Genomic DNA, 16,131 nt, shown 5'->3' on the forward strand with positions numbered 1-16,131 from the left:
CACCGAGGATGGAGCCAAGCGCCTTCCTTGCCATATCCATGAAAAATAGAGAACCGTAGGTGGAGCATGCCGAGACCCCCGTTTCGCACATCATGAGCGCGCGCAACCGTTCCAGTTTCCTGCCACCGCAGTGACCAGAGAGATCACAGCCACCATGTCTAAAACGCCGAAGATTATCTATACGTTCACCGACGAAGCGCCTGCGCTGGCGACCCACTCGCTGTTGCCGATCATTGATGCCTACACCGACGCCGCCGGTATCGAGGTGGAGACCCGGGACATCTCCCTCGCGGCCCGGATTCTCTCCCAGTTCCCCGATTACCTCACCGACGAGCAGCGTGTCGAGGATCATCTGGCCGAACTGGGTGCCCTGGCCAAGACGCCGGAAGCCAACATCATCAAGCTGCCCAATATCAGCGCCTCCATGCCGCAGCTCCGGGCGGCGATCAAGGAGCTGCAGGGGCAGGGCTACAAGCTGCCTGACTATCCTGATGAGCCGAGCAGCGACGAAGAGCAAGACATCAAGGCCCGCTACGACAGGACCAAGGGCAGCGCCGTCAACCCGGTGCTGCGCGAGGGCAACTCCGACCGCCGCGCCCCCAAGGCGGTCAAGGAGTACGCCCGCAAGTACCCGCACCACATGGGGGAGTGGAGCCAGGCCTCGCGCACCCACGTCTCGCACATGCACGGCGGCGACTTCTACCACGGCGAGAAGTCGATGACCCTGGATCGCGCCCGCAACGTGAAGATGGAGCTGCTCACCGCCAGCGGCGAGACCCGGGTGCTCAAGCCCCGGGTCGAGCTGCAGGAAGGCGAGATCATCGACAGCATGTTCATGAGCAAGAAGGCGCTGCTCGACTTCTACGAGCGCGAGATCGAGGACGCCCGCAAGACCGGCGTGATGTTCTCGCTGCACGTCAAGGCGACCATGATGAAGGTCTCGCACCCTATCGTGTTCGGCCATTGCGTGCGGATGTTCTACAAGGAGGCCTTCGCCAAGCACGGCGAGCTGTTCGAGGAGCTGGGGGTCGACGTCAACAACGGCATGGCCAATCTCTACGAGAAGATCGACACCCTACCCGAGAGCCAGCGTGACGAGATCGTCCGCGACCTGCACGCCTGCCACGACGAGCGCCCGGAGCTGGCGATGGTGGATTCGGCCCGCGGCATCACCAACTTCCACTCGCCCAGCGATGTGATCGTCGACGCCTCGATGCCGGCCATGATCCGCGCCGGCGGCAAGATGTACGGTGCCGATGGCCGCATGAAGGACGTCAAGGCGGTGATGCCGGAGTCGACCTTCGCCCGCATCTACCAGGAGATGATCAACTTCTGCAAGTGGCACGGCGCCTTCGACCCCGCCACCATGGGCACCGTGCCCAACGTCGGCCTGATGGCCCAGAAGGCGGAGGAGTACGGCTCCCACGACAAGACCTTCGAGGTGCCCGAGGCCGGCGTGGCCAACATCACCGACCTGGACACCGGCGAGGTGCTGCTCACCCAGAACGTCGAGGAGGGTGACATCTGGCGGATGTGCCAGGTCAAGGATGCGCCGATCCGCGACTGGGTCAAGCTTGCCGTTAACCGCTGTCGCGACTCCGGCATGCCGGCGGTCTTCTGGCTCGACCCCTACCGTCCCCACGAGAACGAGCTGATCAAGAAGGTCCGCACCTACCTCGAGGAGCACGACACCACCGGTCTCAACATCCAGATCATGTCCCAGGTGCGCGCCATGCGCTACACCCTGGAGCGCGTGATCCGTGGCCTCGACACCATCTCGGTGACCGGCAACATCCTGCGTGACTACCTCACCGACCTGTTCCCGATCCTTGAGTTGGGCACCAGCGCCAAGATGCTCTCCATCGTGCCCCTGATGGAGGGTGGCGGCCTGTTCGAGACCGGTGCCGGCGGTTCCGCGCCCAAGCACGTTCAGCAGCTGCTCGAGGAGAACCACCTGCGTTGGGATAGCCTGGGCGAGTTCCTCGCCCTATGCGCCTCCCTGGAGCACCTCGCCAAGACCTTCGACAACGAGCGCGCCGCCCTGATGGCCGACGCGCTGGACAAGGCCACCGGCCGGTTCCTGGAGGAGAACAAGTCGCCGTCGCGCAAGGTCGGCGAGATCGACAACCGCGGCAGCCACTTCTACCTGGCCCTCTACTGGGCCGAGGCGCTGGCCGCCCAGGACAAGGACGCCGGCCTCAAGGAGCGCTTCGCCCGCCTGGCCGAGACCCTGGTGGCCAAGGAAGCCGTCATCCTCGACGAGCTGAATGGCGTTCAGGGCCAGCCGGTGGACATCAAGGGCTACTACCATGCCGACCCCGAGCTGGCCCGCGCGGTCATGCGTCCCAGCAAGACGCTGAATGACGCCCTGGCGATGGTGGCCAAGGGATAAGCATCCGCTAGGTCCCTCAGGCCCCGTCCGCCCCTGGCGGGCGGGGCCTTTTAGCATTTAGTTTGAAAGGCCTGTTATGGGCCGGGTGGGTGGACGATGTTATACTCCGCGCTCCACCTGAACAGACCAGATAAGGGAGTTCTCTATGGGGTTCCAGAACATTGTTGTTCCCGAAGGCGGCGAGAAGATCACCGTCAACGCCGACAACAGTCTGAACGTGCCGAACGAGCCGGTTATCCCGTTTATCGAGGGTGACGGCATCGGCGTCGACGTGACGCCGGCGATGAAGATCGCCATCGATGCGGCCGTTCAGAAGGCCTACGGTGGCGAGCGCAAGATTCACTGGATGGAAGTCTATGCCGGTGAGAAGGCCACCCAGGTCTATGATGCCGACACCTGGCTCCCGGAAGAGACCCTGGAAGCGGTTCAGGACTACGTCGTCTCCATCAAGGGGCCGCTGACCACGCCCGTGGGCGGTGGCATCCGCTCCCTGAACGTGGCGCTGCGTCAGAAGCTCGACCTCTACACTTGCCTGCGCCCGGTGCGCTGGTTCGAAGGGGTGCCGAGCCCGGTCAAGAAGCCTGCCGACGTCGACATGGTGATCTTCCGCGAGAACTCCGAGGACATCTACGCCGGCATCGAGTGGAAGGCCGGCACTCCGGAGGCCGACAAGGTGATCAAGTTCCTGCGCGAGGAGATGGGGGTCACCAACATCCGCTTCCCCGAGAACTGCGGCATCGGCGTCAAGCCGGTCTCCGTCGAGGGCACCAAGCGTCTGGTGCGTCAGGCCCTGCAGTACGCCGTGGACAACGACCGCGACTCGGTGACCCTGGTGCACAAGGGCAACATCATGAAGTTCACCGAGGGGTCCTTCAAGGACTGGGGTTACGAGCTCGCCAAGGAGGAGTTCGGTGCCGAGCTGCTCGACGGCGGTCCCTGGATGCAGTTCAAGAACCCCAAGTCCGGCAAGACCATCGTGGTCAAGGACGTCATCGCCGACGCCATGCTGCAGCAGATTCTGCTGCGTCCGGCCGAATATGACGTCATCGCTACCCTGAACCTCAACGGCGACTACCTCTCCGACGCTCTGGCGGCGGAAGTGGGCGGCATCGGCATTGCCCCGGGGGCCAACCTGTCCGACGCCGTGGCCATGTTCGAGGCGACCCACGGCACCGCGCCGAAGTATGCCGGGCAGGACAAGGTCAACCCCGGCTCGCTGATCCTGTCCGCCGAGATGATGCTGCGCCACATGGGCTGGGTCGAAGCCGCCGATCTGGTGCTCAAGGGCATGGAGAAGGCCATCTCCAAGGGCGAGGTCACCTATGACTTCCACCGCCTGATGGACGATGCCAAACTGCTCAAGTGCTCCGAGTTCGGTCAGGCCGTCGCAGACAACATGTAAACGGTCCGGCGTTTCCCGGGGCCCTCGTCCGCATGGCGGGCGGGGGCCCTTTGCGTGATGACCATGAACCCTGCCGGCCCGATGGCGTCCAAGCTGAGTCGAGGCGCCTCAACGCAGCCGGCTTGTCGAGATGGTGTGTGGCTTTTATGTTCAAGAGAGACCTGTCCGGCGGGTGGTGGAGAGTCGGCGTGATTGCCGGCATGACCCGGCCACCGCGGCCGGAAGAAGAGGATGATGGCGACCTGGCCGTGCAGTCATCGGAGCCGGAGCTGGCCCGGCCGCCGATGTACAAGGTGGTGCTGCACAACGATGACTTCACGCCCATGGAGTTCGTGGTAGAGGTGCTGCAGACGTTCTTCCACATGGATAGCGAGACCGCCGTACAGGTGATGCTGGCGGTACACACCCAGGGCAAGGCCACCTGTGGTGTCTTCACCCGCGACATTGCGGAAACCAAAAGCCATCAAGTCAATCAATATGCGAGAGAGTGTCAGCACCCGCTGCTGTGTGACATCGAGGCGGCGGACTGACTCCCGGTGGTTGTCGAGACGGGATGTGAATGGCAGTCGTTGAGGACCAGACTTGCAACGGCAGCGATTGTGCCCGATGTTGATGATGCCGGACCTTGAAAGATCCGACGCAAGCCCTAGGCGGCGAGAAGGGGACTGCCATGCTGAGCAAAGAACTTGAACTGACCCTGAACACGGCGTTTACCGTGGCCCGTTCCAAGCGCCACGAGTTCATGACCGTGGAGCACCTGCTGCTGGCGCTGCTCGACAATGCCTCGGCGGCAGACGTGCTGCGGGCCTGCGGGGCCAATCTCGACAAGCTGCGGTCCGACCTGCAGGACTTCATCAACTCTACCACGCCGCTGATTCCCGAGGATCAGGGCGAGCGCGAAACGCAGCCCACCCTGGGCTTCCAGCGGGTGCTGCAGCGTGCGGTCTTCCACGTGCAGTCTTCCGGCAAGAGCGAAGTGACCGGCGCCAACGTGCTGGTGGCGATCTTCTCCGAACAGGAGAGCCAGGCGGTCTACTTCCTCAAGCAGCAGAGCGTGGCGCGTGTGGATGCCGTCAACTACATCGCCCACGGCATCTCCAAGGTGTCCGGCCACGGTCAGGCGCCCTCGGCGTCTCCCTCCGAGTCCGAGGAGGCCGAAGAGGGCGGCGGCGAGACCAGCGCCAACCCGCTCACCGGCTATGCCACCAACCTCAACGAGCAGGCGCGGCTGGGCAAGATCGACCCGCTGATCGGGCGGGAGCACGAACTCGAGCGCGTCATCCAGATTCTCGCCCGGCGGCGCAAGAACAACCCGCTGCTGGTCGGTGAGGCCGGGGTGGGCAAGACCGCCATCGCCGAGGGGCTGGCCAAGCGCGTCGTCGAGGAGGACGTGCCCGAGGTGATCGGCGACGCCGTGGTGTACGCACTGGACATGGGCGCCCTGCTGGCCGGCACCAAGTATCGCGGCGATTTCGAGAAGCGCCTGAAGAGCCTGCTTGCCGAACTCAAGAAACAGCCCAACGCCATCCTGTTCATCGATGAGATCCACACGGTGATCGGTGCCGGGGCGGCCTCCGGCGGCGTCATGGACGCCTCCAACCTGCTCAAGCCGCTTCTCTCTTCCGGTGAGCTGCGCTGCATCGGCTCCACCACCTTCCAGGAGTTCCGCGGCATCTTCGAGAAGGACCGGGCGCTGGCGCGCCGCTTCCAGAAGGTCGATGTCATGGCCCCTTCGGTGGAGGACACCATTCGCATCCTTAAGGGGCTGCGCTCGCGCTTCGAGGAGCATCATCGCCTCAAGTACACCGACGGTGCCCTGGAGAGCGCCGCACGGCTGGCGGATCGCTATATCAACGATCGCCACCTGCCCGACAAGGCCATCGACGTGATCGACGAGGCCGGCGCCCATCAGCGGCTGCTGCCGCCGGAGGTGCGGGTCGATACCATCGATGTCGATCAGGTCGAGGCGGTCGTGGCCTCCATCGCGCGGATTCCGCCGAAGAGCGTCTCCAGCTCCGACCGCAAGCTGCTCGAGAACCTCGACCGCGATCTCAAGATGCTGGTCTTCGGTCAAGACGAGGCCATCGACAGCCTGTCGGCGGCGATCAAGCTGTCGCGGGCGGGGCTCAAGTCGCCGGACAAGCCGGTGGGCAGCTTCCTGTTCGCCGGGCCCACCGGGGTGGGCAAGACCGAGGTGGCCCGCCAGCTGGCGCGTATCATGGGCATCGAGCTGGTGCGCTTCGACATGTCCGAGTACATGGAACGCCACACGGTGTCGCGGCTGATTGGCGCGCCGCCGGGGTACGTGGGCTACGACCAGGGTGGACTGCTCACCGAGGCGATCACCAAGCAGCCCCACTGCGTGCTGCTGCTCGATGAGGTTGAAAAGGCCCATCCGGAGGTCTTCAATCTGCTGCTGCAGGTGATGGATCACGGCCGGCTGACCGACAACAACGGTCGCGAAGCGGACTTCCGTCACGTCATCGTGGTCATGACCTCCAACGCCGGCGCCGAACAGCAGGCGCGTCGCTCCATCGGCTTCCAGACCCAGGACCATTCCACCGATGCCATGGAAGTGATCCGCAAGACCTTCTCGCCGGAGTTCCGCAACCGTCTGGACGGGATCATCCAGTTCCACTCCCTGCCCACCGCGGTGGTGCGCAGCGTGGTCGACAAGTTCCTGGTGGAGCTGCAGGCGCAGCTCGACGAGAAGCGGGTCCAGCTGGACGTGGACATGGCCGCGCGGGATTGGCTGGCCGAGAAGGGCTACGACCCGGACATGGGGGCACGCCCCATGGCGCGACTGATCCAGGACCGGCTCAAGAAGCCGCTGGCCGAGCTGATCCTGTTCGGTGAGCTCTCCGAGCATGGCGGGGTGGTGCATGTCACCGTGGAGGAGGGTGAGCTGCACCTCTCGACCGAGGTGGAGCTGGCCGAACCCTGACGGCTCGCGACTGGCCAGGTACCACGCACAGCGCCCTGTCGAATGACGGGGCGTTGTCTTGTGTGCCGCTGCGCAGCGTCAGTGGGGCGTCGAACGCCGGCTGGCCGGGGAGGCGTGGCTCAGCGCGAACGGTAGACGATACGGCCCTTGGTCAGGTCGTAGGGCGTCAGCTCGACCTTGACCTTGTCGCCGGTGAGAATGCGGATGTAGTTCTTGCGCATCTTGCCCGAGATGTGGGCCGTGACCACGTGGCCGTTTTCCAGCTCGACGCGGAAGGTGGTGTTGGGAAGGGTGTCGACGACCACGCCTTCCATTTCGATATGGTCTTCGCGTGCCATATAGGCGGTTCCTCGCTGATGATGACAATGATCTTGGCGTGACTCTCACGGGCCTTCCGGCGCCCCAGCCGCCGGTAGCCAGCCTATGCCATTAGGATAGCGCGGTATTGTGCCGCAAGCCGGGCGTCAAGGCAAAGATGGCCTGGCGCCCGGCATGCGGCTTTGGTAGGTCATAAAGGAATGGTGCGGCGCCAGTGTCGTCCGTCGAGGATCTCCAGCGGCTGGAAGTTCTCCTTGTAGGCCATCTTGCGGCACTCGCGAATCCAGTAGCCCAGGTAGACGTGGGGCAGACCCTGCTGGCGGGCCTGTTCTACCAGGCACAGCACGGCAAAGGTGCCCAGTGAGCGTCGGTCCCACTCGGGGGCCGGGTCGAAGAAGGTATAAATCGCCGAGAGGCCGTGCTCTAGCCGGTCGAAGGCGGCCACGGCGAGCAGGCGCTCGCCCAGTCGGAGCTCCAGCAGCCGCGAGTAGGGCTCATCCAGGGTCAAAAAGGTGCGGTATTGTTCATGGCTGGGCGGATACATGTCGCCATCGACGTGGCGGGTGCGGATATAGCGGTCGTAGAGGGCGTAGTGCTCCGGGTCGAACAGCGCCGGGCGCTCGATCAGGCGCAGGTCGGCGTTGCGCTTGGCCACGCGGCGCTGGGTGCGACTGGGGGCGAAGTCCGCGACCGGCACCCGCACCGAGAGGCAGGCGCTGCAACCCTCGCAGTGTGGGCGGTAGAGGTGGCGGCCGCTGCGGCGAAAACCGAGCAGCGCCAAGGCGTCGTAGACCCCCTGGCCGTGGGATTCCTGGGGGTCGAGAAACAGGGTGGTGGCCTCGCGCCCTTCCAGATAGCTGCAGGCATGGGGCACGGTCAGGAAGAAGCGCAGGTCCCTGACCGGCTGATGAGGCGTATTGCTGCTCACGGGCGTCCGCCTCCTGGTCGGTTGTGGATTGAGCGGGTGCCGATCATGGCACCGCCACGGCTGCCTCTGCGGGGAGCGGCCAGTCGGGGAGCGGGTGGCCGGCGTGCCGCGCCGTGGGGGTCGTCAGGCTCTCTTCAAGATAGTTGATGAAGTCGCTGCGGGCGATGTCCCGAGCGCCCAGGCTGGCCAGGTGACGGGTATGCATTTGGCAGTCGATCAGCCGACCGTTGCCTGCCTGCATGGCGCGCACCAGATGGACCAGGGCCACTTTGGAGGCATCGCGCATGGTCGAGAACATCGATTCGCCGAAGAAGGCGCCACCCATGGCCACGCCGTAGAGACCGCCAACCAGCTGCTGCTCCCGCCAGACCTCCACCGAGCGGGCGAAGCCGAGCCCGTGCAGGGCTACGTAGGCGTCGCGCATCTCCGCGGTGATCCAGGTGCCGGGCTGACCGGCCCGCGGGGCGGCGCAGGCGTCGACGACCGCCTCGAAGGCGCGATTGAAGGTGACGGTGAAACCGCCGTTACGCAGCCGCTTGGCAAGGCTGCGGCTGACATGAAGCTCGTCGGGCAGCAGTATCATGCGCGGGTCGGGACTCCACCACAGGATCGGCTGGTCGTCGCTGTACCAGGGGAAAATGCCGCGTCGGTAGGCGGCCAGCAGCCACGCCGGCGTGAGATCGCCACCGGCGGCCAGCAGGCCATCCGGATCGCGCAGCGCCTGCGAGACGGGCGGAAAGCGCACCGGGCGTTCGGGTAGCCAGGGCAGCATGCAGGGGCTCCTGAAAAGCCTCCATTTTGACGCTGCCCGTGGCGGGGCTCAAGCGGCAGGCGCGGTACTCTGTGCCGGGGCTGCCAGGCCCGGTATGATGGGCGGCTGAGACGATCTTTGGATGACGAATGCTTCTGACAGTGTCGCCCGTTGGCGGCACGAGGGGGTGGGTGATTTGAGTGCGAAGGAAAAGCGCGCGCCGCGGCGTGCGACGGCGGAGAATGCTCGGCAGACGGCACAACGCATGGGGCTTCGCCTGCAGGGGGCGGCCCGTGAAGGCGTGGTCATCGTGCTGCTGGCGGCCTGCGTCTTCCTGCTGCTGGCGCTGTTCAGCTATCAGGCCGCCGACCCCGGCTGGTCTCGCCGTGGCCCGGAGACCGAGGTGGCGAACTGGATGGGGCCCATCGGTGCCTGGCTGGCCGACGTGCTCTATTCGTTGTTCGGTGCCAGTGCTCTGTGGTGGCCTGGCATGCTGGGATTTGCCGGCTGGTGGCTGATCCGCTCGCGTCGGGTACGCTTCGAATGGGATGCCACGGCGGTGGCCGTGCGCCTGGGGGGCTTGTGCTGCTGCTGCTGGGCACCACGACGCTGGGGGCGCTTCACTTCTATCACCCCGATAGCGTGCTGCCCTACTCATCCGGCGGCATCCTCGGCGAGGGGCTGGTGGGAGCGCTAGTGCCGCTGGTGGGGTCCGGTGGCACCGGCTTGCTGGCGCTGGCCGCCATGCTCTGCGGCTTTCCGCTGTTCAGCGGGGTGTCCTGGCTCAGCGTCATGGACGAGCTAGGCCATCGGGCGCTACGCCTGTGGGGCTGGTTCGCCGTGCCCTTCGGGCTGGCCCGCGAGCGCCGAGAGGCGAAGCGTGACGCGGTGGCAGACGAAATGGAGCCGGACGTCGAACCCGACGCCGATGATGGCGAGGAGGCGCCGGCCTCGCCGCGCCGGGGCTGGTTCGGGCGCTTCGGGCGGCGCCGAGCGGCGTCGAGTTCCGCGGCTGCCGAGCCGCGCCTCGCCCCTGGTTTTGGCGACGATGGCGACACCGAGATCCCCTGGGACGTGCCCGAGCGAACGCCTTCCGCCAAGCGGCCGGAGGCGGCCTATGCGGCGCAGCAGGCTGTCGAGCATGAGGTCGCGCCGGCAAGCCAGGCGTCGCCATCTGCCGTGCCGCGCGCTTCCGACCCCGAGCCGGCGTCACCGCTGAGCGCGCGTCGCGATGAGCCCGAGGCCGCTGAAGCCCCCATGCCCTTGAGTGCCAGGGAGCCCGAGGCCCAGTCATTCCCCGACCCGGGCGGTGAAACGGCCACGGCAAGCACGAAAGTGCCGCTGGCCGCCGAGCCAGCGGACACGCGCCACGGCGCTGATCCGGCGTCTGCCGTCGCGGCTGACGCCTCGCCGTCGCGGACGGAGGACGCCGGGCACTTTTCTCCGCCCGAGCCGGCGGTGCCCGATGAACCGGAGCCGATGCCGCCAGCGGGCGAGTCGCCTCGGGCCTCGCGTCGTGAGCCGGGTCTTGGCGACTGGCGGTCAACGGAGCCAGACGAGGGCGCCCAGCGTGAGCCGCGGCTGAGCTGGGGGAGCGTTGCCGACGAGGCCTCGGGCGAGTCGGCGCCGACTGTCTCGTCCCGTACAGCGTCCGCGGAGGCATCGCCAGCCACGACGCCGGACGCCCGCGAGGTCGCCGATCAGGCGGCTGGGCTGCGAGAGTGGCGCTCCAGTGCCGAGGCACCTGAGGCGGCAGCGGCGACCGTTGCCACCGCCGAGCAGGGACGAGCCGCGGCGGACGAGCCGGAGGGGCCGGCGCTGTGGACGGTGGAGCACCTGCAGAGCCAGCGCCCGCAGCTCGACGACCTGCCCGAGCCCGACGGCGAGCTGCCCAGCCTCAGGCTGCTGACGCCGCCGGAGCCCCATCAGCGCAACTACACCGATGCGCAGCTGGCCGAGATGGCTGAACTTCTGGAAACGCGGCTGCGCGAGTACGGCGTCAAGGCAGAGGTGGTGAACACCTGGCCCGGCCCGGTGATCACCCGCTTCGAGATCAAGCCCGCCGCCGGGGTGAAGGTGTCCAAGATCAGCAACCTGGCCAAGGACCTGGCGCGTTCGCTGATGGTCAAGAGCGTGCGCGTCGTCGAGGTGATCCCGGGGCGGCCCACGGTGGGGATCGAGATCCCCAATCCCCACCGGGCCATGATTCGCCTGCGCGAAGTGATCGACTCCGACCGCTACCAGCAGGAGGCCTCGGCGCTGACCCTGGCCCTGGGCCAGGACATCGGCGGCGGCCCGGTCGTGGCCAACTTGGGCAAGATGCCCCACCTGCTGGTGGCCGGCACCACCGGCTCGGGCAAGTCGGTGGGGGTCAACGCCATGCTGATCTCGATGCTGCTCAAGGCCACGCCCGACGAGCTGCGCCTGATCATGGTCGATCCCAAGATGCTCGAGCTCTCCGTCTATGACGGCATTCCGCATCTGCTGGCGCCGGTGGTCACCGACATGAAGGAGGCGGCCAATGCCCTGCGCTGGTGCGTGGCCGAGATGGAGCGGCGCTACAAGCTGATGGCCGCCATGGGCGTTCGCAACATCGCCGGTTTCAACGCCAAGCTGGACGAAGCGGAGCGGGCCGGCGCCCAGGTGGCCGACCCACTGTGGGAGCCGCAGCCCTGGGAGATGCACCAGACCCCGCCGGTGCTGGAAAAGCTGCCCTATATCGTGGTGGTGATCGACGAGTTCGCCGACATGTTCATGATCGTCGGCAAGAAGGTCGAGGAGTTGATCGCGCGGCTGGCGCAGAAGGCCCGGGCCGCCGGCATCCACCTGATTCTGGCCACTCAGCGCCCCTCGGTGGACGTGGTGACCGGCCTGATCAAGGCCAACGTGCCCACTCGCATGGCCTTCCAGGTCTCTTCGCGGGTCGACTCGCGCACCATCCTCGACCAGGGCGGCGCCGAGAATCTGCTGGGTCACGGCGACATGCTTTATCTGCCCGCCGGCTCCGGGATGCCGACCCGGGTCCACGGCGCCTTCGTTGACGACGACGAGGTGCACCGGGTCGTGGAGGACTGGAAGCGCCGTGGCGAGCCGGACTACATCGACGAGATCCTCTCCGGCGGCGTCTCCGCCGAGGCGCTCACCGGCCTGGAGGCCGAGGGCGGCGACGGCGGCGACGCCGAGCAGGATGCCCTCTACGATGAGGCCGTACAGTTCGTCACCGAGTCCCGCCGCGCCTCGATCTCGGCGGTGCAGCGACGCTTCAAGATCGGCTACAACCGCGCCGCGCGGCTGGTCGAGGCCATGGAGATGGCCGGCGTGGTCTCCACCATGGGCACCAATGGCGCCCGCGAGGTGCTGGCGCCGCCCCCAGTGGGTGAATGAACGTGCAGCAACGGTGGAAGCGTGGGGGGGCCATGCAACCCCCCGGTGTCGGCCCGGTCAGAGTGACAGGACGCCACAATGGACCCGTTCAGGGAGTATGACCCCATGACAGTAAAGAAGACCCTTGCCGCCCTCGCCGTCTCGGCGCTGCTGCCGGCTGCCGCCCTGGCCAGCGACGGCGCCGAGCGCCTGACCCGCATGCTCGAGCCGCTGCAGACCTACGAGGCACGCTTCGCTCAGCAGATCCTCGACGGCAGCGGCGAGCGCCTGCAGGAAGCGAGCGGCCAGATGTGGCTGTCGCGGCCGGGCAAGTTCCGCTGGGAAGTCGATGCCCCCTACCAGCAGGTGGTGGTCTCCGACGGTGACGACGTCTATCTCTACGATCCCGATCTGGAGCAGGTGACGGTGCAGGCGCTGGATCATCGCGTCACCCATACGCCGGCCCTGCTGCTCTCCGGCAGCGCCGGTGAGCTGACCGACAGCTATGAGGTCTCGCGTCGCCAGCAGGGCAGCGCCGAGACCTTCACCCTGGTGCCCAAGGCCGCCGACACTCTCTTCGAGGAGCTGGAGATGACGTTCCGCGGGGAGCGCCTGAGCGTGCTGATGATGACCGACAGCACCGGTCAGCGTACCGCCATCGAGTTTCGCGACGTGCAGATGAACCAGGCCATCGACGGTAGCCGCTTCGCCTTCGAGATCCCCGAGGGGACCGATGTGATTCGCGATACGCACTAATAAGGCCTTCGGCCAGGAGCGAGGTTCAAGGAGCAAGTTTCAAGGAATCCCCTTGGCTTGCTCCTTTCATTGGTTCATCGCAGACTGGCGTGGACTTACCCTGTGGGAGGGAGCTTCAGCTCGCGAAGTAGCGCGCAGCGCTACCCATGGGGCGCCTGCGGCGCCTTCGCCCGGCAGAGCCGGCCTCCCACCATAGAACCTGCCAAACACGTTCACGCTAAAGTGCGAAGAGCCCTTTCATTTGGGCGCAGACTGCCTCGCCCCTCGCCCCTCGCCCCTCGCCCCTCGCCCCTAGTCACCATCCGCTCCGGCGTCGAGTTCGGCCCGCCAGGCCATCATCTGGGCGTAGCGCTTCTCCTGGCCATGGTCGGTGGGGTCATAGAATCTCGCCCGCGGCAGGTTGTCCGGCCAGCAATCGTGGGCGCTGCCGGCCGGGTAGCCGTGGGGTTCGCGGTGGGCGTAGCGATAGCCCTGGCCGTGGCCCAGTGACGCCATCAGCGTCGTCGGTGCATTGCGCAGGTAAGTGGGCACGTCCACGCTCGGCTGGGCCGCCACATAGGCTTGGGCTGCCTTCCAGGCGCGCTCCACGGCGTTGCTCTTGGGGGCCACGGCCAGGTGAATCGCCGCATGGGCGATGGCGCGCTGACCCTCGTAGTCGCCCAGGCGCAGGTAGGCGTCCCAGGCGGCCATGACGAGCGGCAGGGCGCGCGGGTCGGCGTTGCCCACGTCCTCCGAGGCGATCGCCGCCAGTCGGCGCACCACGTCGAGCGGGTCGCCGCCGCCCTGGATGAAGCGCGCGATGTAGAGCAGGGCGGCATCGGGGCGCGAGGAGCGCACCGACTTGTGGATCGCCGAGAGCAGGTCGTAGTAGTGGTCGCCCTGCTTGTCGAAGGCGCTGGTGCCATGGCTCAGGGCGGCCTCTAGGGCCTCGGGTGGCAGGCGTTCGCCGCCATCCTCGGCGAGGGTGAAATCGCAGGCGTTCTCCAGCAGGCCCAGAGCGCGGCGAGCGTCGCCTGCCGCAGCGCGGGCCACGCGCGCCAGCACCTCCTCCGCCACGGCGATGCGGCGTGCGCCCAGACCGCATGCCTCGTCCGTCAGCGCCTGGCGCATCACCTGGAGCAGCTCCTCCTCCGAGAGCGGGGTAAGCACCTGGACCGGCGCCCGGGAGAGTAGCGCCGAGTTGACCTCGAAGGAGGGATTCTCGGTAGTGGCACCGATCAGCGTCAGCAGTCCCGACTCCACGTGGGGCAGCAGGGCGTCCTGCTGGCTCTTGTTGAGCCGGTGGATCTCGTCGAGAAACATCAGGGTCGCCTGGCCCTGGTCGCGGGCCACGCCGGCCCGGGCCACTGCCTCGCGGATGTCCTTGACCCCCGCCATGACCGCCGACAGCCGCTCCAGGCGCGACCCCGACTCCGTGGCCAGAATCTCGGCCAGGGTGGTCTTGCCCACGCCGGGTGGGCCCCACAGGATCATCGAGCGGACAGTGCCGGTCTCGACCATCCGTCGCAGCGGCTTACCCGGCCCGACCAGCGCCTGCTGGCCCACATAGTCATCCAGGCGGCGGGGGCGCATTCGATAGGCCAAGGGGGCCGTCTCGGGCGGGGCCTGACCGAACAGATCCATGATGATCTCCTTGCGGTAGCGCTGTCGCTGTTCCAGTTCCGTTTACGGCGAATTTTGCAATACGACTTTGGGTGATAGGCATCATCGGGCTTTAGGCGCTAGGGTGATACGGCGTCTATCCCGTCCCGGCGTTGGCGGGAGGATGGAGTGGGCAATGAACCCGTACCCATTCCGCGTATCCAAGACTGTATGCTCGCCCATCCGATGGAAGAGGAGGCTTCGACATGCCCATGCTGACCCAACTGCGTCGGGATCATGCCAACATGGCGCGCATGTTGCACGTCCTTCAGCTCAAGCAGAAGGCGCTGGCGGTCGGCGATCGCCCCAACTTTCAGCTGGTCCGGGAGGTTGTCGACTACATCCTTGACTATATGGAGGGCTTCACCGTTCCGCTCGAACGGATCTGCACCGAACGTCTCCAGACCCTGGCACCGGAGAGCCAGGAGCTGACCGAGCGACTCAGCAATGACTACCAGGCGCTGCGCAAGCAGTTGATGCGGCTCTCCAACGATCTGGATATGATCCTGATGGACGCGGTGGTCCCCATGGACCGCTTTGCCGACGATCTCAAGGCCTATCTGGACGCTCACCGTGCCTATCTGCGCGATGAGCGCGAGCTGCTTTTCCCGCTGATTCGTGAACACTTCGACGACCAGGACCTCGAGCGTCTGGCCGAGGCACTGCCCGACGGGGCCACGGCGGCGCTGGAGCGCCTGCAGGAGGCCTATCCCGAGCTCTATGCCGAGCTGAAAGAGGCTCCCGAGCCTGCCACCTGATGGAGGGCGCGACCCGCGGCGTATTTCCGTTGCCGGCGTAGCTGGTAGAATGGGCGGCTCACTGCTGCGGAGCGACCCTGCATGACCGTCCGTTCGCCATGCCTGGCCCAATACTGATTTTCGACTCCGGCGTGGGCGGCCTTTCGGTGGTGGCGCCGCTGCGCCGCCAGCTGCCCGGTGTCGCGCTGGCCTACGCCTGCGACAACGCCATGCTGCCCTACGGCATTCGCCCGGATGAGTGGCTGGTGGCGCGCATCCTTTCGGTGTGCGAGGCGGCGGTGGCCGCCAGCCGCTGTGGCGTGCTGGTGGTCGCCTGTAATACCGCCAGCACCCTGGCCCTGGATGCCCTGCGGGAGCGGCTCGGCGTGCCGGTGGTGGGCACGGTGCCGGCCATCAAGCCTGCCGCCCGGCTGAGTCAAAGCCGCCATATCGGCCTGCTGGCAACCAGTGCCACCGTGGCGAGGCCCTACACCGAGCGCCTGATCCAGGCGTTCGCCGCCGACTGTCGGGTGACCCGCGTGGCCGCAGACGCGCTGGTGGAGCAGGCCGAGCGGCTGGTGGCCGGCGAACCCGTGGATCGCGACGTCGTCGCCCAGGCCACGGCGCCGCTTTGGGAGGCCCCGGACCTGGATACCGTGGTGCTGGGCTGCACTCACTTTCCCCTACTGCGCGCGCACATCGCCGAGGCGGCGCCACGCCCGGTGACCCTGGTCGACTCCGGCGAGGCCATCGCTCGGCGGGCCGCCCAGCTGGCGGTCGACCCACCCCCGCGTCAGGGCTGTGACCCAAGCTTCGCCACCGCCCCGGATGGCCGCCTGGCCAGGGCGCTTTCCCGCTACGCCTTTGCAGAGCCGGGTCTGCTGACCGTCGGCTGATGT

The 16,131-nt window shown here is 66.7% G+C and carries 13 protein-coding genes; 9 read left to right on the forward strand and 4 right to left on the reverse strand.

Annotated features, from left to right (window positions below; genetic code table 11):
* Positions 1-154 precede the first annotated feature (154 nt).
* The 4 genes from ACZIYR_RS05750 (at position 155) to clpA (ending at position 6,738) form a co-directional block, all read left to right on the forward strand.
* Positions 155-2,392 (forward strand): NADP-dependent isocitrate dehydrogenase, encoded by a 2,238-nt coding sequence (locus tag ACZIYR_RS05750; protein WP_483528526.1) that lies wholly within the window; start codon positions 155-157, stop codon positions 2,390-2,392.
* A 145-nt stretch (positions 2,393-2,537) separates the two neighbouring features.
* Positions 2,538-3,794: an NADP-dependent isocitrate dehydrogenase gene (gene icd, locus ACZIYR_RS05755; protein WP_483528527.1), complete on the forward strand. Its 1,257-nt coding sequence runs from the start codon at positions 2,538-2,540 to the stop codon at positions 3,792-3,794.
* 146 nt (positions 3,795-3,940) lie between these two features.
* Positions 3,941-4,324, forward strand: a complete 384-nt coding sequence (gene clpS / locus ACZIYR_RS05760) for an ATP-dependent Clp protease adapter ClpS (protein ID WP_483528528.1) — start codon at positions 3,941-3,943, stop codon at positions 4,322-4,324.
* A 140-nt stretch (positions 4,325-4,464) separates the two neighbouring features.
* Entirely contained in the window at positions 4,465-6,738 is a 2,274-nt protein-coding gene (clpA, locus tag ACZIYR_RS05765; protein WP_483528529.1) for an ATP-dependent Clp protease ATP-binding subunit ClpA, read from the forward strand.
* Positions 6,739-6,857: 119 nt separating this feature from the next.
* Here clpA and infA read toward each other — a convergent pair whose 3' ends face one another.
* The 3 genes from infA to aat all read right to left on the reverse strand — a co-directional run bounded on the left by infA (position 6,858) and on the right by aat (position 8,756).
* Positions 6,858-7,076, reverse strand: coding sequence for a translation initiation factor IF-1 (gene infA, locus ACZIYR_RS05770; RefSeq protein WP_010627817.1), 219 nt, complete (start codon positions 7,074-7,076; stop codon positions 6,858-6,860).
* Positions 7,077-7,246: 170 nt separating this feature from the next.
* A complete protein-coding gene (locus tag ACZIYR_RS05775; protein ID WP_473032817.1) occupies positions 7,247-7,984 on the reverse strand; it encodes an arginyltransferase in 738 nt (245 codons plus the stop codon).
* A gap of 43 nt (positions 7,985-8,027) precedes the next feature.
* Entirely contained in the window at positions 8,028-8,756 is a 729-nt protein-coding gene (aat, locus tag ACZIYR_RS05780) for a leucyl/phenylalanyl-tRNA--protein transferase (RefSeq protein WP_483528530.1), read from the reverse strand.
* A gap of 175 nt (positions 8,757-8,931) precedes the next feature.
* Here aat and ACZIYR_RS05785 point away from each other — a divergent pair, with 175 nt between their 5' ends.
* The 3 genes from ACZIYR_RS05785 (at position 8,932) to lolA (ending at position 12,854) form a co-directional block, all read left to right on the forward strand.
* On the forward strand, positions 8,932-9,432 hold the full coding sequence (locus ACZIYR_RS05785) for a DNA translocase FtsK 4TM domain-containing protein (RefSeq protein ID WP_483528531.1): 501 nt from the start codon (positions 8,932-8,934) through the stop codon (positions 9,430-9,432).
* Complete coding sequence (locus tag ACZIYR_RS05790; protein WP_473032821.1) at positions 9,318-12,119, forward strand: FtsK/SpoIIIE family DNA translocase; 2,802 nt, start codon at positions 9,318-9,320, stop codon at positions 12,117-12,119. The genes ACZIYR_RS05785 and ACZIYR_RS05790 overlap by 115 nt, the downstream gene beginning before the upstream one ends.
* Positions 12,120-12,224: 105 nt before the next feature.
* Positions 12,225-12,854, forward strand: a complete 630-nt coding sequence (lolA, locus tag ACZIYR_RS05795; RefSeq protein ID WP_473032823.1) for an outer membrane lipoprotein periplasmic chaperone LolA — start codon at positions 12,225-12,227, stop codon at positions 12,852-12,854.
* A 291-nt stretch (positions 12,855-13,145) separates the two neighbouring features.
* Here the strand turns inward: lolA and ACZIYR_RS05800 are convergent, their stop codons facing one another.
* The gene (locus ACZIYR_RS05800) at positions 13,146-14,477 is read right to left on the reverse strand and encodes a replication-associated recombination protein A (RefSeq protein WP_473032825.1); all 1,332 of its coding nucleotides are present in this window, start codon (positions 14,475-14,477) and stop codon (positions 13,146-13,148) included.
* A 230-nt stretch (positions 14,478-14,707) separates the two neighbouring features.
* Here ACZIYR_RS05800 and ACZIYR_RS05805 point away from each other — a divergent pair, with 230 nt between their 5' ends.
* Both ACZIYR_RS05805 and murI read left to right on the forward strand, forming a co-directional pair.
* Positions 14,708-15,253: a hemerythrin domain-containing protein gene (locus ACZIYR_RS05805; protein WP_473034998.1), complete on the forward strand. Its 546-nt coding sequence runs from the start codon at positions 14,708-14,710 to the stop codon at positions 15,251-15,253.
* A gap of 98 nt (positions 15,254-15,351) precedes the next feature.
* Positions 15,352-16,128: a glutamate racemase gene (gene murI / locus ACZIYR_RS05810; protein ID WP_483528532.1), complete on the forward strand. Its 777-nt coding sequence runs from the start codon at positions 15,352-15,354 to the stop codon at positions 16,126-16,128.
* Positions 16,129-16,131: the final 3 nt, after the last annotated feature.

It is taken from the genome of Billgrantia sp. NRB1, from assembly GCF_056921725.1.